We start from the raw sequence: 20543 nt of genomic DNA on the forward strand, positions 1-20543 counted from the left end.
CGGCAGCCTTCTTTTTGAAGGCTGTTTTTTATATGATAAAAATCTGAAAATGATGAAAGAATGGAGTTGTGATACAATAAACTATACAAATGACAATCATGCTTTGACTTAGGAGGTGGCAGGATGGGGCCCTCTGTGTAGTCAATCATCCATTTCGTTCCTCTCGCTTAAGAAAAAACGATGAAATCAGGAGGTGACGTCCTTATCCTTCAATTCGGGATAAGGTGAAATGGACGATATTGACAGTTTGATTTTAATCGGTGTGCTCATTGCGTTAACGGCATTTTTCGTGGCGAGTGAATTTGCGATCGTCAGAGTGAGAAGATCCAGAATCGATCAGCTCATTTCAGAAGGGAACAGACGGGCGGTGCTCGCAAAGCGTATCATTACGGATCTTGATGAGTATTTATCCGCCTCGCAGCTTGGCATTACACTCACATCCATCGGGCTCGGCGTACTGGGAGAGCCTGCATTTGAGCGGATGCTTCATCCTGTGTTTCAGGGCATGGGGCTGCCGGATTCTGCTGAGCATGTGATTGCTTTTGCTGCGGCGTACGGGCTGATTACGTTTCTGCATGTCGTCGTCGGTGAGCTTGCGCCTAAAACGGTTGCGATTCAAAAAGCGGAAAAGCTGACGTTATGGATTGCCGGACCGCTTCGGTTATTTTACGTGTTCATGTTCCCGTTTATTTGGGTGCTGAACGGCTCCGCGAGAATTCTGACCGGTTTGGCCGGATTAAAGCCGGCATCTGAGCATAAAGGCTCCCACTCTGAAGAAGAGCTGCGGATCCTGCTGTCAGAAAGTTTAAAAAACGGAGAAATCAATCCGTCTGAATATACATTTGTGAATAAAATTTTTGATTTTGATAATCGGATCGCCAAGGAAATCATGATCCCGAGAAAAGAAATCGCGGCTGTTTCCACTGATATGGACGTGCCGGAAATGCTTGAGATGATGCTGAAAGACAAATATACGCGCTGGCCCGTAACGGACGGGGACAAAGACAGTGTCATCGGCATGATCAATACGAAGCATCTCTTTTCAGATCTGCTGTTTATGACAGAAGATGAAAAAGCGGAAGTATCCATCACGTCTTACATCCGCCCGGTGATTGAAGTCATCGAGACGATCCCGATACACGACCTGCTGATAAAAATGCAGAGAGAACGGATTCATTTGGCGATATTGTCTGATGAATACGGCGGAACGTCCGGTCTTGTGACGACCGAAGACATCCTTGAAGAAATCGTCGGCGATATCAGAGACGAATTTGATGAGGACGAACAGCCGCAGATTCAAAAGCTGTCCGAACGCCATTATGTGCTGGACGGAAAGGTTCGGATTGATCAGGTGAATCATCTTCTCGGCGCAGGGATTGAAGAGGAAGTCGACACGATCGGCGGTCTTGTGCTGAAACGGAATATTGACATCTGTGCGGGTGAGTCGATACAAATCGGGGGATACACTGCCCTCATATTAGAAATGGATGGCCGGTTTATTAAACAGCTTGAACTCAAAGAAGAACAGGGCCGCCCGGGCGGTCAGGGAACAATAAACCGCCAGCTGCCCGTGCCTGAAACGGTCATGCTTCATAACGCAACCTTGAGCGAAAAATAAGCTCAAGGTTTTTTTAAATGGATATCATAACAAAGCCGCACCAGAACGCCAAAAGGCTTCCGGCTGCTGAAACAGCGATGTAGAGCAGGCTTTCCTTTATGCGATTGTTCATCATCAGCTGCACGGCTTCAATACTGAACGTGGAAAAGGTCGTAAACGCACCGAAAAAGCCCGTCGCGATGATGATGCCGGCAGAAGGATTATCCAGGCCCAGGCCGGTGAACATGCCGAGGCCGAAGGAGCCGAGCAGGTTGACCGCAGCCATTCCAAGCGGCATCGGAAAACCTTTTGTTCTTTCTGAAATTGTTTTACCCAGCAGAGACCGTAATACCGCTCCGATACCCGCTGCGATAAGCATCAGGACAATCGTCATGGCGTATCATGCCCCCTTCCCGCTGCGTGAAGGGCAATCCGCCGTCCCCAGAAAATGCCGGCACATGCAAGGGTAATGCCAGAGACTAATGTCGCGGCAAAATAACAAAAAGCCGCTGCGGGAGACGATTGCAGCAGAAAAATGGTTTCTTTTGCGAAGGTTGACATCGTCGTGAAACCTCCGCAAAAACCGGTTCCTAAAAAGGCGGTCAAAAGAGGGCGTTTAGCCCGAATGATGAAATAACCCGTAATAAGACCGAGTAAAAGGCTTCCCGCCGCATTTTCGAGGAAAGTGGCCGCCGGGAAAGAACTGCTGTGAATGTGCGCGCTCATTTCAAAGCGGAGCAATGCGCCAAGCGCGCCTCCGATAAAAATTGCGATGTATTGTTTCATATCAGCCATCCTTAGAAATAAAATCCGGAAAATCAGTTACAATGCCGTCAACTGCCATCATTTGCAGTTTTTCGGCCGTCTTTTGATTTCTGACCGTCCAGGCAAATACTTTCAGGCCGTGTCTGTGAGCGGTGGAAATCAAGAACCGATTCAGGCGGGTATATTTAATATTGACATAATTTACGGCTGATTTGTAGGCGGCCAGCTGGCTTTTGGAAAACATCCCGAAGCTGGGTCTTGCAATTATTGCAGTCGGAACGGACGGATACATGTCGTGAAAGGTCTGAATTGACTTGAGGCTGAATGATTGAACGATAGGGCGGATGGAAAAGGAAAACCTGCTTAACAGCTGGCCGACTGCTTTTTCAAGACCGACTTGAGAAACGTGCCCCTTCAGTTCAATTAAAAATCCGATTTCAGAATGATAACGCTTCAGAACCTCTTCGAGCAGGGGAATCCGCTCCCCTTTAAACTCAGCCCCATACCAGCTGCCGGCATCCAGAGACTGCAGCTTCTTCAGCGTAAAATCTTTTACAAAACCGGAGCCGTCCGTCGTCCGGTCGACTTTGTCATCATGGATGACGACAATCTGGCCGTCTTTTGTGAGCTGGACGTCAAGCTCAATGAAATCAGCGTTCATTTCGGCAGCGATATCAAATGCCGCAAATGTATTTTCGGGCGCGTAACCGGATGCGCCGCGATGAGCGATGGTATACAAGCTTGTCAGCTCCCCTCATGGGCATTTCTGTTATTATATCAGATTCGTATATGCACAGCGATTCAAACTGGTGAATGTGCGAAACAGTATTTTTTTGGAATAAAGATAGTGCTTTTTTCGGTTTACAATCCGCAGTGATGATTTATAATGGCAAAAAGGAGGCGAGATCATGGGAAAAGGGAGATTGAAAGTGGAAGAAAGAATTAAGGCCGAAACCGATGCTGAAATCCAAAAAGCGACTCTCCTGAAACAGACACAATCAAAGAAGAAATAGTGCCTGACCCTGTTGTATCTGGCTGAAAGATGAACGAATGTGTGAAAAACCCCGGCTGTGCTCTGATGCCGGGGTTTTTCAGGCTGCCTAAAGACATTAAAAGAAGCTGATGTCCGAATGTTTTAGTATAATAGATTTTCGACAAGACAAAGGAGCATATGCCATGATGACACAATTTCAGAGCTTTTTTACGCTTGACCATATTTTGCAGATCAGTATCAGCATCGGAATTTTAGCGGCTTTTCTCGTTTTGAGAAAACTGTTTGTCAAATACTTTTTTCAGCTCATTTACAAATTGGCGAACAAGCCGAAAACCGACATATTCAAACAGATTGCCGTAGCGTTTGACAAGCCGGCCAGGTGGTTTTTCGTGGCGCTGGGTCTGTTTTTGGCGATTGAGTATTCGCCGTTTTTAGACGGGCAGATGGACATTGTCAAAAAATTATACCGCTCTCTGATCGTTGCGCTGATCGCCTGGGGGCTTTGCAATCTGACATCGGCGTCTTCGTTTTTATTTCATAAAGTCAATCAGCGCTTTGAGCTTGATATGGATGACATTTTGGCGCCGTTTTTATCCAAGGTGCTGCGCTTTGTCATTCTCGCGCTCAGCGTCAGTGTGATCGCGCAGGAATTCAATTATGATGTAAACGGGTTCGTGGCCGGACTCGGACTTGGCGGATTGGCCTTCGCGCTTGCGGCTAAAGATACGATCAGCAATTTTTTCGGCGGCATTATCATCATTACGGAAAAGCCGTTTACGATCGGCGACTGGGTCGAGACGTCATCTGTAACGGGGGGCGTTGAAGATATCACATTCCGAAGCACAAGGTTCCGGACGGCGCAGGGGGCGCTTGTTACCGTGCCCAATTCAACGCTGTCCATGGAAGCCATCACAAACTGGACGAGGATGACGAAGCGCCAGGTCACGTTTTCCGTTCGTGTTTCTTATGCGACGCCGATTGATCGTTTAGAGCGATGCATCACAAGGCTCAGAGAAATGCTTCGTGAACATGAAGGCGTGCATGATGATACGATTATGGTTAACTTTGACGTGTTTGCGGACAGCTATTATAATCTGTTTTTCAACTTTTACACAAAGACCATCGTCTGGGCGGAAAGCCTGGATGTGCGGCAGGATATCAACCGCCGGATTATTGATATTTTTGCTGAGGAAGGCGTGGAATTCGCCTATCCGGGCCAGAATGTATTCGTAAAACAGAAAAGCCACGATGATCCGGTTCATGTGAAGGATCATTCCGGAGAAAAAGAACGGGCATAACAGGCGCCGTTCTTTTTTCATGATATGATAAAAAGAAAAGGCGGTGGAAGAGTGGAAGCGTTTATGACATTGATCAATCAGGCGGAACGTATCGTGGTGCTGACGGGAGCGGGAATGAGCACGGAATCCGGCATTCCCGATTTTCGTTCGGCGGGCGGTATATGGACCGAAGACACATCCAGAATGGAAGCGATGAGCAGGGAATCCTTTGAACGCCGTCCGCGTGAATTCTGGCCTAAATTCAAACAGCTCTTTCAGATGAAAATGAGCGGAAGCTATGAGCCGAATGCCGGCCATACGTATTTGGCGGATCTTGAAAAGCGGGGAAAGCAGGTAGACGTTTTCACACAGAATATTGACGGGCTGCATAAGAAAGCGGGAAGCAGCAGTGTCTATGAGCTTCACGGTTCAATTCAGACCGCCGCATGCCCCCGCTGCGGAGCGCGCTACGGGCTTTCTCATCTGCTGAAGGACGAAGTGCCGGAATGTACGGCGGAAATCGGTGATCATGCGGTATGCGGCACCGTATTAAAAACGGATGTCGTGCTGTTCGGCGATCTCGTTCAGCATTTTGAAACCCTTTATGAAAAGCTTGATAAAGCTGATCTTCTTCTTGTGATCGGCACTTCGCTTGAAGTGGCGCCGGCAAGGTTTGTCCCTGAGGATGCGGGCCGGATTCCCGGTTTGAAGCAGGTGATCATTAACCTTGAGCCGACATATTGCGACCATTTATTTGATCTTGTCATCCATGAGAAGATCGGTGAATTTGCAAAACGGATCAGCGCCGCGACATAAAAAAAGCCGGATCATATACAGATCCGGCTTTTCTTATTCATGGACGGGAATCATTTGATCCGTCAAAACATCAAAGGAGTAGCCCTGGGCTTTCAGTTTTTGGATCAGGCTCGGCAAAGCGTGCACCGTCGCAGGCAGATCGTGCATTAAAATGACATGCGGCCTGCTCGTATGAACGCTTTCCAAATATGCGAGCTGATTCAATACTTCCGGCACGTACCGTGCGTTTTTGTACTTCCAGTCTTCACTGTCTATCGTCCAGTCCCAGTACACGAATCCGCCTTTTTCGAGATTCTTAATCTGGGCATCCGTCAATGACGGTTTACTGCCGTAAGGCGTGCGGACAAGATCCGTTTTTACTCCGGTGATTGCCTCGAGTGTATCGCGTCCCTGCTGCATTTCGTTCAGCGGTGATGTCGGTGTTTGATAAAACAGGTGATTATCGTGCGTCACGCCGTGCAGGCCGAGCGCGATTCCTTCCTGCTTCGCTCTTTGCACGGAATGCTGATAGGCTTTCATCCGCGGTTCAAGCATAAAAAAAGTGGCCTTTGCGCCATTTGCCTTCAATACATTCAACAGCTGTTCAGTATATGGAGACGGCCCGTCGTCGAAGGTTAAATATACCGTTTTTTTCCCTGGGTCACGCTCTCTCTGCAAATGTTTCATTAAGACGTCGGGAGAATCATTTTTCAGCCGCAGGCTTTCTGCTTCATCCCGAAGCTGCCCGTTTGCGGTCACGGTGACCTGTTTGTTTTTTGCGGCGGAAGCGGAATATCCCATTATGACGATTACCAGAAGCAGTCCGCACAAAACTGCTAAACTCGTAAGTTTAAAAGCCAATGAAAACAGAGAAGGGGAAACACCTTCTTTTGTGTTGCGCATAACAATCTCTCCAGTAGCATAAGTTTCTGCATAATGCCGATAACAGCGGAGGCTTGCGAAGTGCCATAAGTTAACAGCATATGTATGTCGAATCAAGTATACAGGAACAAAACTGGAAAAGACATAGAAAAGATGTCGAATAATAAGATTTTAAGAAAAAAATAAACTCCGCAGCCGGCTCGTTCAGTATGATAGAATAGTTGACAATAACAGCTGTGAATGCACATCACGGCAGATAACGATGAGGAGGGTTTACATGAAGACATTAGTAAACGGCCAGTTGATTGATCGTGAAGAAGCGGCAGTTGATATTGAGGACCGCGGATATCAATTCGGTGACGGTGTGTATGAGGTCATCAGAGTGTATAACGGCGCCTTATTCGGTCTGCGCGAGCATATTGTCCGTCTTTTCAGAAGCGCCGCAGAAATCGGCATCACCCTGCCGTTCTCCGCAGAGGACATAGAATGGGATCTGCAAAAGCTCGTACAGGAAAACAAACTCATTGACGGCGGGGTCTATATACAGACGACGAGAGGGAAGGCGCCGCGGAAGCACCAGTATGACGAAGGATTGGAACCGCAGACGACGGCATACACCTTTTCAGTGAAAAAACCGGAAAATGAACAAAAAGCCGGAGCGCAGGCCATAACGGCGGAAGACAAACGCTGGCTGAGGTGTGACATTAAGAGTCTGAATTTACTGTATAATGTGATGATGAAACAAAAAGCCTATGAAGCAGGCGCTTATGAAGCGGTGCTGATAAGGGACGGAGCTGTCACGGAAGGAACCTCTTCCAATGTATACGCCGTCATAAACGGCACTGTCCGGACGCATCCTGCAAATGAGCTGATTTTAAACGGCATTACGCGGATGAAACTGTTAGAGCTGATGAAAGAAAACGGGATTGAGGTGCGGGAGAAGGCTCTTACCGAAGACGAACTCAGGGATGCGGATGAAATTTTCATCTCGTCAACGACGGCTGAATTAATCCCGATCGTAACCCTTGACGGGAAACCGGTCGGAAGCGGAGTGCCGGGACCTGTAGCCAAAACGATTCAGGAGGCTTTTCAGTCGCACATTCAGCAGGAGCTCGGGGTTCAGTCATAAGCTGAAAAAAGGCCGGAACACATCCGGCCTTTTTACTTCAGTCAGATAAAAAGAGATTCGATATGCTGAACGAGCACACGGGAGATCTTCTCTTTTGAAAGACGCTCAGGTTCAAGCATGGCATGCAGCGCCAATCCGTCGGCGATGGCGTACATTTTCTCCGCTTCGATCTCTTTATCAAGATTCGGTTTCAGAAGCTTATTTTCATCCAGCCAGTCAATCAGACCGCGGATATATGCCAAGATCCCGTCCTGCTGGGGTTGAAACTCTTCTCCCTTATGTCTGGCATAAGCTGTGAAAGCGAACCATACCTCCATTTCAGCCATCGTTTCTTCATCTGTCGGGATGATTTCAAGCATCAGACGCACCGCTTTTTCTTTCGGCGGCAGATCTTTCATGGCAACTTCGTTAATTCTGGCGGCCGCTTTTTCTTTTACGAGTGTCATCGCATACCCTAAAAGCTCATCCTGGGTGGTGAAATAGTGCCTCAGCGCGCCTAAAGAAAGACCCGCTTCCTGGGCGATGTTTCTCACTGTCGCTCCTTCCATTCCCCGCTCCAAAATCGTCCGCCAAGTGGCTTCGGCTATTTGTTTTCTTCTTTTTTCATGATCGATTATTTTAGGCATGGTTCCAGTGTAACAGGAAATATTTTTTCTTGCAATTTTGTAATACAGTTGTATTAAATAAAAAGCAGTGATACAATGCATTTTAGAAAACGATAAGGGGGAACCGGATTGAACGCGATTGCTTGGTTGATTGTCATTTGTGAGGCTGCTTTTTGGGCGGCTGTCATCTTCGGATTGGCGGCGCGCTATATATTCAGGCGGCAAAAGCTCGGAATGTTTTTTTTCGCTCTCATTCCTTTATTGGATGCCGTACTGTTTCTGGCGGCCGCAGCTGATTTATACAGAGGGGCGGCGGCGACTATGGCGCATGCGGTGGCGGCCATTTATATCGGAGTGTCTGTCGCCTTCGGGAAAAGCATGATTCAATGGGCGGATGAGCGGTTCCGCTATTATGTGGTCAAGGAAGGGGCAAAACCGGTCAAACGGTACGGGCTGGATTATGCCAAACATTATGCAAAAGGATGGGGAAGACATGTATTAGCATTTGTCATCGGCGGCGTTCTTTTAGCCGGAACGGTATTTCTCATTCAGGACGCTTCCCGCACCGAAGCGCTCAGCAAGCTGTTAAAGGGCTGGTCTGTCGTATTGTGCATCGATTTTTTGATCATGGCGAGTTTTTTTGTGATGCCGAAAAAAAGAAGAAACAGCCGGGAGCTGTAAAAAAAGCAGCTTTTGATTAAGCTGCTTTACAGAAAGAATTATTTTACGATCAGCACGGGAATATCGGATTTCGATGACAGTTTTTCACTGACGCTTCCGAATAAAAGTTTTTTCAGCCTGTTCTGGTCCCGGCTCCCCATGACGATCAAATCCGCCGATATACGGTCGGCATGCTCGATAATGGCATCAGCGGGATCACCTTCTAAAATGTCGATATCCCCGTCAATCTGGCTGTCGTTCATCAGCATTCTCGCTTCCGCAACGATTTCTTCCGTACGGTCTTCATAAATCATCGGATCAGGGGAGATTCTTTCCGCCTGGAGCGGGTCAGGAACGCTTGCAATCCCGCCGCCGATATACGTTGCCCCGGCTCCCGGCCTCGGGGGATCAACAATCGTCCGGGTATCTTTTGCATTGTGGGAATGTACGACCGTTAAATCCGCGTGAAATGTTTTTGAAAGGTCTATGGCTTTTTGGAGCGCTTTTTTACTATCATCACTTCCGTCAAAAGCTGCTATCAACCGGTCCGCGTGAAACATCGGCCTCATCCTTTCAGTAAAAAAGGTTTGTTTTACAATACCCGAATGGCAGAAATGTAAAACCTGCATTGACAAAAAAAGGATTTGTTTATATGATGAAGGAACAATATAGGGAAAAAGGAGGTATGGATCATGTCAAAACTAAAGCTTGTCAACTCATCTTCAGCTGAATACCGGCGTGACTCCCATACAGCGTCCGTTTTCTGAACATTTGCTTAAAAACGGGGCAGTCGCGCATAAGCGGCGGGTCTGTACCTTATTTATAATAATAAGAGGCATGGAGCTGAGGCTTCATGTCTTTTTTTATACAAAAAAATGAAAGAAAGACAGGTGTGATGCTTGTGGCGGTATTAGCGAAAACAATGAAAAACAATCCGGAAAAGCTTGAGGGCGGCTGATTGATGAAAGGGGATGACAGTATTTGTTTACTGTATTAAAAAAGCTCGCATGGTTTTTTAAAGCCTATTGGCTGCGCTATACGACAGCGATTGTTCTGTTATTGATTGTGAATGTCATTGAAATGTTTCCGCCTAAACTTCTCGGTAACGCGATAGACGATATGAAGGCGGGCGTGTTTACAAAAAGCGGGATGCTGTTTTACATATGTGTATTTCTCGCATTAACGGCAGCCGTCTATTTACTGTCTTATTTTTGGATGTATCAGCTTTTCGGCGGGGCGAATGTCATGGAGAAGATTCTCCGTTCAAAGCTGATGGGAAGGCTTCTTCAAATGTCACCGCCGTTTTACGAGAAATACAGAACGGGCGATTTAATGGCGCGGGGGACAAATGACTTGCAGGCCGTCAGTATGACGACGGGCTTCGGGGTCTTAACGCTCGTTGATTCGACGATGTATATGCTGACGATATTTTTGACAATGGGGCTTCTCATCAGCTGGAAGCTGACATTTGCCGCGATTATTCCGCTGCCGATAATGGCGGCTGCGGTCAGCCTGTACGGAAAAAAGATCCATGAGCGGTTTACGGAAGCGCAGGATGCTTTCGGATCATTAAATGACAAGGTGCTGGAGTCGGTATCCGGCGTCCGGGTCATCCGGGCTTTCGTACAGGAAAAAAATGATATCAGCCGGTTCGGTGATATGACGGCGGATGTATATGAGAAAAACATGAAGGTGGCGTTTATCGATTCACTTTTTGAACCGACTGTGAAACTTCTCGTCGGCCTCAGCTATCTCATCGGTCTCGGCTACGGCGCATATCTCGTTTTTCAAAACCGGCTGACGCTGGGAGAGCTGGTATCGTTTAACGTGTACCTCGGAATGATGATCTGGCCGATGTTTGCGATTGGAGAATTAATCAATATCATGCAGCGCGGGAATGCCTCCTTGGATCGTGTCAATGAGACGCTTTCCTATGAGCCAGACGTGATCGGGCCCAAGCACCCCGCCGGCATCAAGGAGCCCGGGCGTCTTGTTTTTGAACAAGTGACTTTCACGTATCCGAGCGGAGCGGGACCGGCGGTTTCTGATGTATCTTTTTCCGTAGAAAAAGGGCAGACACTCGGCATCGTCGGGAAGACGGGAAGCGGAAAGACGACGATCATTAAGCAGCTGTTGCGTGAATATCCGCCCGGCGCGGGAGCAATCACGTTTACAGGCGTTCCGATTCAGGAGATTCCGCTTGAGGAGCTCCGCGGGTGGATCGGCTATGTGCCGCAGGATCATATTTTATTTTCAAAGACTGTAAAAGAGAATCTGCTTTACGGACGGCAGGATGCAAACGAAGAGGAAATCGGCAGCGCGCTGAAAGATGCGCATTTTGAAAACGATATCGGTATGCTTTCCGACGGGCTTGAGACGCTGGTCGGCGAGAAGGGCGTAGCGCTCTCTGGCGGACAAAAGCAGCGCATCTCAATTGCGAGAGCGCTTTTGACCGATCCTGACATTCTCATATTAGATGATTCGCTTTCTGCCGTAGACGCGAAAACGGAAGCCGCCATCATTGACAGCATCCGTAAAAAACGGCGGCATAAAACAACGATTATCACCACCCATCGGCTCTCGGCAGTTGAACACGCAGATCTCATTCTCGTCATGGATGAAGGCCGGGTGTCTGAAAGAGGCACGCACCGGGAGCTGTTGGCGCAGAACGGCTGGTATCGAAAACAATATGAGAGGCAGCAGCTGTCCTCTCTTGAAGAAGGGGGGACGGGCGCATGAAGACCGGGAGAAGATTATGGAATTACGCGCTTCAATATAAGAAGCTGCTGATATGGGCGGTCGTCCTGCTCATTATTGCGGTCGGCACTGAGCTGACCGGCCCGTTTATCGGAAAAAAAATGATTGACGACCACATTCTCGGCATTGAAAAAACATGGGTTAAAGCCTCTGCGGACGATCCGGGCGCCGTCAGGTTCCGGGGGCATGATTATGTCAGGGAGGACCGGCTCAAACCGGGGGCGGACAAAACCGGAGAGGCGCACATTTATCAAGTCGGTGCGGGCTACTATTTTGTTGACCGTCCCGTCAGTTTTGACGGAAACCGTTCGGTGTCTGACGGCCGGCTGACAATATCAAACGGTAAAGAAAGCAGGTCATATCCCGCCATTACGTTATCAAGACAGGAGATTTTTCAATTTTACCGTCCCGAAATAAAAGGATTGCTGACGCTGACCGCCATTTACGCGGGACTGCTCATGTTTTCCGTATGTTTTCATTACGGCCAGCATTATCTGCTGCAGATGGGAGCGAACCGGATCATACAGCGCATGAGGCAGGATGTATTTTCACACATTCAGAAAATGCCGATCCGCTACTTTGATAATCTGCCTGCCGGAAAAGTCGTGGCCCGCATTACGAATGACACAGAAGCGGTCAGGGATTTATATGTAACGGTGCTGTCGACATTTATCACAAGCGGCGTTTATATGCTCGGCATTTTTACGGCGCTGTTTATGCTTGACGTCAGGCTGGCCGCCGTTTGCCTGCTGATTATTCCGATTTTAATGATCTGGTCGGTTGTGTACCGCAAATACGCATCCGTCTTCAACCAAAAAATCCGTTCCATTAACAGTGACATTAATGCGAAAATGAACGAGTCCATTCAAGGAATGCCGATTATTCAGGCGTTCCGCCGCGAGAAGGAAACGATGAAGGAATTTGAAGAATTGAATGAAGCTCATTTCCGCTACAAAAACAAAATGCTGTCCTTAAATTCCCTCATGTCCCACAGTCTTGTCAATGTGTTGCGCAATCTGGCGTTTGTCGGGCTGATCTGGTATTTCGGAGGCGCGAGTCTGAGTGCGGCCGGTATTGTTTCGATCGGTGTTTTATATGCATTTGTTGATTATTTAAACCGTTTGTTCCAGCCGGTTACGGGGATTGTCAACCAATTTTCGAAGCTTGAATTGGCCCGTGTCTCTGCCGCCAGGGTATTCGAGCTTTTACAGGAGGAGGAAACGGAAGAAGAAGGCGCTCCCGCAGACAGAAAGGCGGAAGGGACAGTGGAATTCCGCAATGTTTCTTTTGGGTATCGAAAGGGAGAAGAGGTGCTGAAACAGATCAGCTTTACAGCTGAAAAAGGGGAGACGGTCGCCCTCGTCGGCCATACGGGGTCCGGCAAAAGCTCCATCCTGAATCTTCTGTTCCGTTTTTATGATGCCCAAAAAGGAGATATCCTGCTGGACGATAAAAGCATATACGGCATGTCGAGGCAGGAGCTGAGGTCGCATATGGGCATTGTGCTGCAAGACCCGTATCTTTTCTCGGGCACGATCGGCTCCAATGTGACACTCGATGATCAGCGTATTTCTTTGGAGCAGGCGGAAGAAGCGCTTCGCCAAGTCGGCGCCGCAAGTCTTCTGCAATCTTTGCCGAAGGGCATCAGAGAGCCCGTCACCGAAAAAGGCGGCACACTGTCCTCAGGCCAGCGTCAGCTGATTTCTTTTGCAAGAGCGCTTGTGTTCGATCCGGCCATTTTAATTTTGGATGAGGCGACGGCGCACATTGACACCGAAACAGAAGCAGTCATTCAAAAAGCGCTGCAAGTCGTTCAAGAAGGACGCACGACATTTATTATCGCCCATCGGCTTTCCACGATCAGACACGCAGACCAGATTCTCGTGCTGGAAAAGGGCCGCATTATTGAAAAGGGAAGCCATGACGAATTAATGGCGCAAAAGGGGCAGTACCACCAAATGTATGAATTGCAGAAAGGAACGGCGAAGTCCGCGGTGTAATCGGAAAGGGTGAATCAAAGATTCGCCCTTTTTTTCATTCAGTAAGCCAGTCCCACCCGTTTTCTGACAAACTGCGGGCTGATCAGCTCACGGTACAGAAAGTGCGCCGTGTCTCCGACGGTGATTTCAGCGCCGTCTTCAGGAAGGCGATCCTGTTCGAACCGGTAAACTCCGGCAGCATCTCCGTCAGGAAGGTAGGTGGGACAGATGATCGTCCAGTCAAGATCCTCTGCCAGCAGCATCTCGTATACGCGGGCGTGTTCCTTTGCGGCTCTTGTTGATTTTCGTTTTGATTCTGCCGATTCAAAACGGTATTGATCAGGCATAAGCCGTGATTGAAGGATACCCGCGGTGCCGATCGTAATCAGACGCTGAACATGATGCCGTTTCATGCTGTCTATTATATGGGTCATAGCGGTTGAAAGGGTATCGTCACCGTCCGTGCCGAGACAGCTCACGACTGTGTCCGCTTTGGAAATCAATCGGCTTACATCTTCCCGCCGCCTCGCATTCCCTGTTATGATTTGTTTTTCAGGAATGGGAAGGACTGTTCCGGCTGATCTGACAAGAGCGAATATCTCCATGTGTCCATGTTTCTGCGCTTCTTTTATAAAAGCCTGTCCGACTCTTCCCGTTGCTCCGAGTAAAGCGATGTTCATGTAAAAAACCTCCTCGCCGCTCATTATATCATTCAAAGCAGCGGGGAAAAGAATACCTGTGAATAAACGGGAAATGGTGGGCAACATATTCATTGACCAAAGAAACACTTACGAACTGAATCAGCTCCCAATTGACTGAGGCAATGAATGACATGTTTTCCCTCCTTTTTTCCTAGGGTATGTGGAATAGGAAAAAAGGGTGACGGCATAAAAGAAGACGCGGTATCCCGCGCCTTCTGTAAGCCATTTATTGAGTTATTGTACGCCTTGGCCGCCCATGTTCTGCTGTGCGAAAGATACTAAACGTTTAGTGATTTCTCCTCCGACAGAACCGTTTGCACGAGAAGTTGTTTCTCCGCCAAGGTTTACGCCGAACTCAGAAGCAATTTCGTATTTCATTTGGTCGATTGCTTGAGCAGCGCCGGGTACTACTAGTTGGTTTGAAGAGTTGTTGTTTGCCATTTGTATGATCTCCTTTATAAAGTAGTATGGTTGGGTTTGCTGGAATTGCACCAGCCGATGATTTTCGGAACGAAAACCATTGCCAGCTCGGCTTCACCCAATGCTGTTTGCCGCTTTGTACTACGTATTATGGTGAATCAAACGGCATCTCATTCGGAAAACGGTGTGGTAAATAGCGGAAGGAAAAAGAAAAGCCCAGCCTGGTGCGGCTGAGCTTTTAGCTTTCAGTCATATATGTGATAAAGCATTAATTCATGCAGCTCTTTTACGAGAGCCGGCTCTTCTTTTCCCGGATGTGTGTGTCCCCATTCAATGTCTCCTGACTTGTGGTAAATCCCTTCGTAATGCGTACCCTGCCAGTAAAATGAAATCCGCCATCCGGGCAGTTTCTCTTTTTTGAATAACGGTTTCCAGCTGAAGTGCGAAATCATGACGTTCACGCTCCTTATGGGAAATGTTGATCTTGTTCATTGTAGCTCATCGTTCAATGCCTGTCCCGGGTAAACCTAAAAAAAGACAGCCTCACCGCCAAAGTTTTTCCGGGGCGGTGATGGACCGTTCTGATAAATACGACGCGTATTCAAAATTTCTCCGTTTTGTCAGGTAATCGACCGATCTCAGCTTCGGATGGGAAAATATGCTGCGCCCGGGGCGGGAATTGGCTTCAAACATCCAAACTTTCCCTGAATGATCGACGCCGAGGTCAAAACCGATTTCGCCGATAAAACCTTCAATGTGCTCATTTAACACGCGGCTGACCGCCAAGGCGGCTTTTGAAAGTTTCCGCATCATGCCGACTCTCTCTCTCGGATCGCCGTATAATTCAGCTAACGTCCTGACTTCTCCGCCGGTTGCGAGATGCGTCGTGATGCTGTTTTCACCGGAAATTTTTGCCGCAATGGCCGTCACTGTCCATTTCCCCTCGGCGTTTTTATTCGTGTGCACCCTGAAATCGACGGGGCGCCCATCCAGCCGGATCAGGTCAATGCCTTGCTGAATTAAAAATGCGGACGGGTCATTGTTTTCTTTAAATGATGTCATGAAGGATGCCGCATCTGAATACTCTGCCGTCACCACCGTTTTTTCCTCATTCGTGTGTTTGACAGATAAGCCGGCATCTGTTTTTTCCACCTTGTAAATCCCCGTGCCGAGTGCGCCGTCTGCAGGTTTGATATAGACGGTGTCAAACGTGCTGCATAACGTTTCTAACGCTTCTGCATTCGGGTGCAGGACAGATTTTGGCAGAAGTGAAGCGGTGAGACTGTTTTTTTCCAGAAGCTTATGAATGTCCCATTTATTAAAGAATTGCGGATTAAACCACGGAATCTGATAGTCATTCATCAGCCTTTGTTTTGTCTGCTGTAAAAGCGGAACTTCTTCCGTTTTTCGGCTCGGGAGCCTGTCATATACGACATTCGGAAGCGGGACGGCCGTCCGTTTCCAGCTGTTTTCTTTATAAATCAGCGCTTGGACGGTGCCTTCCTCCCAGTTGATCTGATGGGCCCCGAAAACGAAACAATATCCGTTCGCCTGTTCATGAAGAGAGAGCATCTTGGAAAAGAAGGCTGTACGGTCTCTTAACGGGCGGGACGGCGATGATGTGAACCCGGCTGTGAAAACGCCGATCAGCGGTCCGATGTGCACCGTCTGGCCGTGTATGAGAAAGTCAGCCCGGCTTTTATGCGGTATCAACAGCTCCTCAAACAAATCTTCAGAAAGGAGCGCGCTTTTTTCAAGTGATTGAGAAAAGGCTACACGGCATTTGACAACCTTGGTCCCGAAGGCAGCGGATAAAAGCCCTTCCCGTTTCATGGAGGAGGGGAGAAACAGCGTATTTTTGCTTTTTTTATCGATGCCGACAATCATCCCTTTATGATTCACGCGGTAATACTCCTTTCCGGCTTTCCTGTGACTGAAGTTCGCGGAAGCGTCTCAGCGGACTCGTATACAAATCCTCTTTCGCCTCCGGAGCCACGCTTAAAATAGCTTTCCGTCCCGGCTTTGAGTTGACATCCAAAAGCCAGATGCGTCCGTCTTTGGCATAACAAATATCGAGCCCCAGCTCAAACAGCGGCCCGAACCGTTCATCAAGGAAATAAGGGACGGATTGGGTGATCGAAAAGACATCATCCAATAAAACGGCCTGCTGCTTTCTCGGAATTTCCTCAAACCATGTGTCAAACTTAATCGGTTCGGATCCTCCGGGCAAATGAGATAAAAGACCGTTCTGATAACCCCTTCTGACCGCTTTTCCGACCGTTTCCCAAACGCCTGACTCAGTTTTGCGCATGAAAATGCGGATGTCGCACGGATGCCGCTCTTTATCCTGGATATTTAAGTAGGATTGAAGCAAATAGCGGTGCTGCAGCACTTTTTTGCACCAAGACTTAAAAGACACGTGATTGGAAAATGATTTTGTTTGTTTGTTTTTTCCGATATAGTAAGTGGCCGTAATTGATTTTTTGCCTGTTTCAAGCAGGATGATGCCTCTGCCTCCCGCGCCGAAAGCGGGCTTAAGTATACATGCTTTTTCCTTGGCTAAGTATGATTGCACCTGTTCATAGCGGCTGACTTCGGCCGTTTCAGGAATATAGGGACTGATCAGATGATGCTTTTGGAGCGCATCCGTGACCGTCCATTTATCAGGAAGCCCCCGGCCGATAAATTCCGTTTTCCGATATTTTTTCAGCCATTCGACGATCGGTTTGGCTTTTTGCGATTCAGCGGATTTTCCGTAAAAACAGCGGTCGTAAATATATTCGGGAATATCGATTTCCGTTTCGTTCCACTTTCCGCTTTGCGGGTGATAGACGAGCGCTTTCACGCGCAAAGAATCCGGAAAAATATCAAACGGTGTAAAGCGGGCTAAGCGCACATTATATTGAGGCGCTCTTTCAGCCAATTCCCCGGCGTAATCTTCTTCGTGCCGGCGGGATACAGACATAAAACCGAGTGTTGTCATATTATTACTCCCCCTTTATTCAAAAAGCCGCTGATGGAACGGCCCTTCCATCCAATAAATATGCTAAGCGCATCATAAAAGATGATCTACTGTAAAGAGTACGAAACAGCATCTTGCCTTATTCCTCACAAACAACAATTCAGGTTCTTCATTTGCCCGCATGCACGCCAGCCTCTATAATACGAATAGATATATCATCAAGAAAATAGAACATAAGATGGAGGCAGAAGAAAAGGAATGGGCATAGCAGGAACGTTTCTATTTATGATTGTGATCGGAGCCGCGATCGGCGCGGTGACGAATCATCTTGCCATTCAGATGTTATTTCGTCCGTACCGGCCGTATTACCTGTTCGGAAAACGGGTTCCGTTTACGCCGGGGCTGATCCCGAAAAGGCGGGATGAATTGGCAAAACAAATGGGGCTCATGGTGACGAACCACCTTTTAACCCCGGAAGGAATAAAAAAGCGGCTTTTATCAGATACCGTTAAAAACCAGGCGCTTCTTTTCGCCGAACAATTCACGCAAAAAATGGCCGCTTCCGAGATGACGGTGCACGAAGCTTTGGCTGCCGCGGGCATCCGGAATCCGCAGGAAAAGACGGATGCCTGGATTGACCGTTTTACCGATGAAAAGCTTTCGGAACTGTACCGGAAATATGAGCACCGCGCCATAAAAGACTGGCTTCCTGATGAGCTTCAGGAAAAGCTGGATGAAAAAGTCCCGTTGGCCGCAGATTATATTCTGAAGCGGAGCATTGATTATTTTGAGAGCGAAGAAGGGAAAGACAGGCTCGGAAATATGATTGACGACTTTTTGAATTCCCGGGGGATGCTCGGCAGCATGGTGCAGATGTTCCTCGGCAATTCAAGCTTGGCAGACCGTGTGCTGCCTGAGCTGTTAAAGTTTTTGCGCAATGAGGAAACGAAAAAGCTTCTGGCTGATCTGCTTTCTCAAGAATGGGGCAAGCTCAAATCTTATACACTTTATGAGGCCGATGAAAAGTGGAATGCGAAAGATCTGCTGTTCAGCATGAAAAAGCGGGCTTTGGCCGCACTTCAAACCGCGCCCTTTTTCGAATGCCGGCTCGGTGACATCATCTCCCGTTATGAAGGGGAGATTACGGGAACGTACGCGCCGAAGCTGCTTGATGCGGCACTCGGCAGTATTGCCGCTCATTTGGAGGATGTGCTGAAACGGCTGCGTCTTGAGGAAGTGGTCAAAGAGCAGGTTGATCAGTTTCCCGTTGAACGGCTGGAGGAAATGGTGCTGTCGATTTCCAAGAGAGAATTTAAGATGATAACGTATTTAGGCGGTCTGCTCGGCGGGATAATCGGAGCAATTCAGGCTTTGTTTGTCATTCTTTTCTAAGGAAAACATACGCCGATGATGAAAGTCGCTCCGCAGTCTGTTATAGTGGAGTGGTATGTCCGAAAGGAAGAAAGGAGCGGTTACTATGGCAGTTCATTTTTATGATGCAGCATATGATCTTGAAAAAGCTTTGCGAAACAGTGATGAATACAGCCGTCTGAGAGGGCTTTATGATCAAGTAAACGCAGATGAATCCGCAAAACGCATGTTTGATAACTTCCGCAATGTACAGCTGCAGCTGCAGCAGAAACAGATGTCAGGTGAAGAAATCACTCAGGAAGAAGTAGAGCAGGCACAAAAAACGGTTGCTCTCGTACAGCAGCATGAATTGATTTCTCAGCTGATGGAAGCGGAACAGCGCATGAGCATGCTGATCGGCGAGTTAAACAAAATCATTATGAAACCTCTTGAAGAGCTTTACGGCAGCCCGGAATAAGCTCCACACCCCTCCATCTATGAAATGGAGGGGTTTTTTTATTCAACAGAAAAATCAAGCGAACCTTTTACCGTACCGTTAATGATGACAGACAGAGTGTGAATTCCCCGATAATGCTTGCGGGTGGTTAAATCTTTAAGGGAATGATGTTTGCTGAAGGTTTTTACGTCTCCGTTATCCATGGCGGACTCCGACATCTTAAACACCTTGCGGCTGCGGTGCCCCCTTTTCTTTACAAAATCAATCGCGTATTCAACCCTGACTTTTTGCCGGGCGGATGAGCGGATCTGAAAAGAAAAATGTATGCTTGTTCCGATGGCGGCCGTTTCCGAATTCAGTGTAAAACGTTCCAATGAAATCCGGGAGGCGTCTTCAAACCCGAAAACCGCAAGCGCCTGTTTGTCTCCTCTTTTTAACAGTGTCCTGCAGGCGTGCTTCAAAATCCAGTCCGTGTGCGGACAGCTTCCGAACCGCTCGGCTGCGATCTGTGCCAGAACATCCGGATGTGTTTTGGAGATGTCATTCAGGTTATTCGCCACGCTTTTTCTGACATATAACGAGTCATCCTGCATCAAGCGGTCCAGAACAGGGAGAATCGGGGAAGGATCGTCAAGAAGAGCCGGAATGGAGATTCCCCATGGCAGGCGCGGTCTTGAGCCTTCGCTGGCAAGCCTTCTGACATGTTCGTCCGGATGCTCCGTCCAGGAAAGGAACTCTTTGAACATCCGCTCCCGGTCAAGCCTGATATACGGGCGGACCGCAAATTCGGAAGTGGAAAAACGAGTGAAATACTGAAGCGCCTTCATTGATTCGTCCCAGTGATCCGTTCCGTACTGTTGGACATAATCGGGAAAAATAATCCCGGCGAGCCCTGAGAAGCGGGGAGCTGTCTCATATAAGACGTCAAGCGCCCGTATGTAATCCTTCGGCAGTGTTTCATATAAAGAGTCTGTGATCCGGCGCATCCGCTGTTTTAACGTCAGTCCGGGCCAATCTTCCTGAAACATCAGCGCCCGGCACTTGTCCCGCTCAAAAGCCGGATACGCCGATTTGATTCTGTTCAGAAGTGCTTCTGCAAATTCTTCGTTATAAATATCTTTTAATAGAGACATGACAGTCACCGCTTTTTTTCTTTTATTATATGAGAATGTATGTTCCCTTGCAACTTTATCATACATTCAGCATAGATATT

Annotated in this window: 23 protein-coding genes; 10 read left to right on the forward strand and 13 right to left on the reverse strand. The window is 48.1% G+C overall.

The window, feature by feature from the left end; all coding sequences use genetic code 11:
- Positions 1-229 precede the first annotated feature (229 nt).
- Positions 230-1618 carry a hemolysin family protein gene (locus NYE28_RS04975; protein WP_342490321.1) on the forward strand — a complete coding sequence of 463 codons (1389 nt, stop codon included), beginning with the start codon at positions 230-232 and terminating at the stop codon, positions 1616-1618.
- A gap of 13 nt (positions 1619-1631) precedes the next feature.
- On the opposite strand, the gene crcB is transcribed toward NYE28_RS04975, so the two are convergent.
- The 3 genes from crcB to NYE28_RS04990 are packed head-to-tail and all read right to left on the reverse strand — an operon-like array spanning position 1632 to position 3101.
- Positions 1632-1991: a fluoride efflux transporter CrcB gene (gene crcB / locus NYE28_RS04980; protein ID WP_012117180.1), complete on the reverse strand. Its 360-nt coding sequence runs from the start codon at positions 1989-1991 to the stop codon at positions 1632-1634.
- Positions 1988-2383, reverse strand: coding sequence for a CrcB family protein (locus NYE28_RS04985; RefSeq protein WP_032866192.1), 396 nt, complete (start codon positions 2381-2383; stop codon positions 1988-1990). Before NYE28_RS04985 ends, crcB begins: the two co-directional genes overlap by 4 nt.
- 1 nt (position 2384) lies before the next feature.
- Positions 2385-3101, reverse strand: coding sequence for a glycerophosphodiester phosphodiesterase family protein (locus tag NYE28_RS04990; protein ID WP_015417128.1), 717 nt, complete (start codon positions 3099-3101; stop codon positions 2385-2387).
- Between the two features lie 169 nt (positions 3102-3270).
- Here NYE28_RS04990 and NYE28_RS04995 point away from each other — a divergent pair, with 169 nt between their 5' ends.
- From NYE28_RS04995 to NYE28_RS05005, 3 genes are all read left to right on the forward strand, one after another.
- The gene (locus NYE28_RS04995) at positions 3271-3375 is read left to right on the forward strand and encodes a YhdX family protein (protein ID WP_003155299.1); all 105 of its coding nucleotides are present in this window, start codon (positions 3271-3273) and stop codon (positions 3373-3375) included.
- Between the two features lie 163 nt (positions 3376-3538).
- On the forward strand, positions 3539-4654 hold the full coding sequence (locus NYE28_RS05000; RefSeq protein WP_007409256.1) for a mechanosensitive ion channel family protein: 1116 nt from the start codon (positions 3539-3541) through the stop codon (positions 4652-4654).
- Between the two features lie 51 nt (positions 4655-4705).
- Complete coding sequence (locus NYE28_RS05005) at positions 4706-5449, forward strand: NAD-dependent protein deacylase (RefSeq protein ID WP_342490322.1); 744 nt, start codon at positions 4706-4708, stop codon at positions 5447-5449.
- Between the two features lie 33 nt (positions 5450-5482).
- Here the strand turns inward: NYE28_RS05005 and NYE28_RS05010 are convergent, their stop codons facing one another.
- Positions 5483-6331, reverse strand: a complete 849-nt coding sequence (locus tag NYE28_RS05010) for a polysaccharide deacetylase family protein (RefSeq protein ID WP_342490323.1) — start codon at positions 6329-6331, stop codon at positions 5483-5485.
- Between the two features lie 256 nt (positions 6332-6587).
- Between NYE28_RS05010 and dat the strand changes: the two genes are divergently transcribed.
- Entirely contained in the window at positions 6588-7439 is an 852-nt protein-coding gene (gene dat, locus NYE28_RS05015) for a D-amino-acid transaminase (protein ID WP_342490324.1), read from the forward strand.
- A gap of 41 nt (positions 7440-7480) precedes the next feature.
- Here dat and NYE28_RS05020 read toward each other — a convergent pair whose 3' ends face one another.
- Positions 7481-8065 carry a TetR/AcrR family transcriptional regulator gene (locus NYE28_RS05020; RefSeq protein WP_012117186.1) on the reverse strand — a complete coding sequence of 195 codons (585 nt, stop codon included), beginning with the start codon at positions 8063-8065 and terminating at the stop codon, positions 7481-7483.
- 108 nt (positions 8066-8173) lie between these two features.
- On the opposite strand from NYE28_RS05020, the gene NYE28_RS05025 reads away from it, so the two are divergent.
- Positions 8174-8725, forward strand: coding sequence for a hypothetical protein (locus NYE28_RS05025; protein WP_007409251.1), 552 nt, complete (start codon positions 8174-8176; stop codon positions 8723-8725).
- A gap of 38 nt (positions 8726-8763) precedes the next feature.
- Here the strand turns inward: NYE28_RS05025 and NYE28_RS05030 are convergent, their stop codons facing one another.
- Positions 8764-9264 carry a universal stress protein gene (locus NYE28_RS05030; RefSeq protein ID WP_007409250.1) on the reverse strand — a complete coding sequence of 167 codons (501 nt, stop codon included), beginning with the start codon at positions 9262-9264 and terminating at the stop codon, positions 8764-8766.
- Positions 9265-9685: 421 nt separating this feature from the next.
- Between NYE28_RS05030 and NYE28_RS05035 the strand changes: the two genes are divergently transcribed.
- Positions 9686-11443 carry an ABC transporter transmembrane domain-containing protein gene (locus tag NYE28_RS05035; RefSeq protein WP_015239494.1) on the forward strand — a complete coding sequence of 586 codons (1758 nt, stop codon included), beginning with the start codon at positions 9686-9688 and terminating at the stop codon, positions 11441-11443.
- Positions 11440-13461 (forward strand): ABC transporter ATP-binding protein, encoded by a 2022-nt coding sequence (locus NYE28_RS05040; protein WP_059366844.1) that lies wholly within the window; start codon positions 11440-11442, stop codon positions 13459-13461. Before NYE28_RS05035 ends, NYE28_RS05040 begins: the two co-directional genes overlap by 4 nt.
- Before the next feature lie 38 nt (positions 13462-13499).
- Here the strand turns inward: NYE28_RS05040 and NYE28_RS05045 are convergent, their stop codons facing one another.
- The 6 genes from NYE28_RS05045 to NYE28_RS05070 all read right to left on the reverse strand — a co-directional run bounded on the left by NYE28_RS05045 (position 13500) and on the right by NYE28_RS05070 (position 17544).
- Entirely contained in the window at positions 13500-14120 is a 621-nt protein-coding gene (locus NYE28_RS05045) for an SDR family oxidoreductase (RefSeq protein ID WP_076423810.1), read from the reverse strand.
- Between the two features lie 28 nt (positions 14121-14148).
- Positions 14149-14274 (reverse strand): hypothetical protein, encoded by a 126-nt coding sequence (locus NYE28_RS05050; RefSeq protein ID WP_007409245.1) that lies wholly within the window; start codon positions 14272-14274, stop codon positions 14149-14151.
- 101 nt (positions 14275-14375) lie between these two features.
- On the reverse strand, positions 14376-14582 hold the full coding sequence (locus NYE28_RS05055) for an alpha/beta-type small acid-soluble spore protein (protein WP_007610368.1): 207 nt from the start codon (positions 14580-14582) through the stop codon (positions 14376-14378).
- Positions 14583-14806: 224 nt separating this feature from the next.
- Positions 14807-15022, reverse strand: a complete 216-nt coding sequence (locus NYE28_RS05060) for a YheE family protein (protein ID WP_012117190.1) — start codon at positions 15020-15022, stop codon at positions 14807-14809.
- Positions 15023-15104: 82 nt separating this feature from the next.
- Complete coding sequence (locus tag NYE28_RS05065) at positions 15105-16463, reverse strand: YheC/YheD family protein (protein WP_015239497.1); 1359 nt, start codon at positions 16461-16463, stop codon at positions 15105-15107.
- A complete protein-coding gene (locus tag NYE28_RS05070; RefSeq protein WP_337681280.1) occupies positions 16453-17544 on the reverse strand; it encodes a YheC/YheD family protein in 1092 nt (363 codons plus the stop codon). The genes NYE28_RS05065 and NYE28_RS05070 overlap by 11 nt, the downstream gene beginning before the upstream one ends.
- Positions 17545-17781: 237 nt before the next feature.
- Between NYE28_RS05070 and NYE28_RS05075 the strand changes: the two genes are divergently transcribed.
- Together NYE28_RS05075 and NYE28_RS05080 are read left to right on the forward strand one after the other, a co-directional pair.
- Positions 17782-18915, forward strand: coding sequence for a DUF445 family protein (locus NYE28_RS05075; protein ID WP_025284496.1), 1134 nt, complete (start codon positions 17782-17784; stop codon positions 18913-18915).
- A gap of 85 nt (positions 18916-19000) precedes the next feature.
- Positions 19001-19351 (forward strand): YlbF family regulator, encoded by a 351-nt coding sequence (locus tag NYE28_RS05080; protein WP_014720937.1) that lies wholly within the window; start codon positions 19001-19003, stop codon positions 19349-19351.
- Positions 19352-19389: 38 nt separating this feature from the next.
- Here the strand turns inward: NYE28_RS05080 and NYE28_RS05085 are convergent, their stop codons facing one another.
- On the reverse strand, positions 19390-20529 hold the full coding sequence (locus NYE28_RS05085; protein ID WP_342490325.1) for a DNA alkylation repair protein: 1140 nt from the start codon (positions 20527-20529) through the stop codon (positions 19390-19392).
- Between the last annotated feature and the right edge of the window lie 14 nt (positions 20530-20543).

It is taken from the genome of Bacillus sp. FSL R5-0443 (genome assembly GCF_038608285.1).
Lineage (GTDB): Bacteria > Bacillota > Bacilli > Bacillales > Bacillaceae > Bacillus > Bacillus velezensis.

Coding starts and splice junctions, on each gene's coding strand:
- NYE28_RS05020 (WP_012117186.1), bottom strand. CDS start 8,065: ATGCCTAAAATAATCGATCATGAAAAAAGAAGAAAACAAATAGCCGAA.
- NYE28_RS05050 (WP_007409245.1), bottom strand. CDS start 14,274: ATGTCATTCATTGCCTCAGTCAATTGGGAGCTGATTCAGTTCGTAAGT.
- NYE28_RS05000 (WP_007409256.1), top strand. CDS start 3,539: ATGATGACACAATTTCAGAGCTTTTTTACGCTTGACCATATTTTGCAG.
- NYE28_RS05085 (WP_342490325.1), bottom strand. CDS start 20,529: ATGTATGATAAAGTTGCAAGGGAACATACATTCTCATATAATAAAAGA.
- NYE28_RS05055 (WP_007610368.1), bottom strand. CDS start 14,582: ATGGCAAACAACAACTCTTCAAACCAACTAGTAGTACCCGGCGCTGCT.
- NYE28_RS05010 (WP_342490323.1), bottom strand. CDS start 6,331: ATGCGCAACACAAAAGAAGGTGTTTCCCCTTCTCTGTTTTCATTGGCT.
- NYE28_RS05045 (WP_076423810.1), bottom strand. CDS start 14,120: ATGAACATCGCTTTACTCGGAGCAACGGGAAGAGTCGGACAGGCTTTT.
- NYE28_RS04985 (WP_032866192.1), bottom strand. CDS start 2,383: ATGAAACAATACATCGCAATTTTTATCGGAGGCGCGCTTGGCGCATTG.
- NYE28_RS04975 (WP_342490321.1), top strand. CDS start 230: ATGGACGATATTGACAGTTTGATTTTAATCGGTGTGCTCATTGCGTTA.
- dat (WP_342490324.1), top strand. CDS start 6,588: ATGAAGACATTAGTAAACGGCCAGTTGATTGATCGTGAAGAAGCGGCA.
- NYE28_RS05080 (WP_014720937.1), top strand. CDS start 19,001: ATGGCAGTTCATTTTTATGATGCAGCATATGATCTTGAAAAAGCTTTG.
- NYE28_RS05075 (WP_025284496.1), top strand. CDS start 17,782: ATGGGCATAGCAGGAACGTTTCTATTTATGATTGTGATCGGAGCCGCG.
- NYE28_RS05040 (WP_059366844.1), top strand. CDS start 11,440: ATGAAGACCGGGAGAAGATTATGGAATTACGCGCTTCAATATAAGAAG.
- crcB (WP_012117180.1), bottom strand. CDS start 1,991: ATGACGATTGTCCTGATGCTTATCGCAGCGGGTATCGGAGCGGTATTA.
- NYE28_RS05030 (WP_007409250.1), bottom strand. CDS start 9,264: ATGTTTCACGCGGACCGGTTGATAGCAGCTTTTGACGGAAGTGATGAT.
- NYE28_RS05070 (WP_337681280.1), bottom strand. CDS start 17,544: ATGACAACACTCGGTTTTATGTCTGTATCCCGCCGGCACGAAGAAGAT.
- NYE28_RS04995 (WP_003155299.1), top strand. CDS start 3,271: ATGGGAAAAGGGAGATTGAAAGTGGAAGAAAGAATTAAGGCCGAAACC.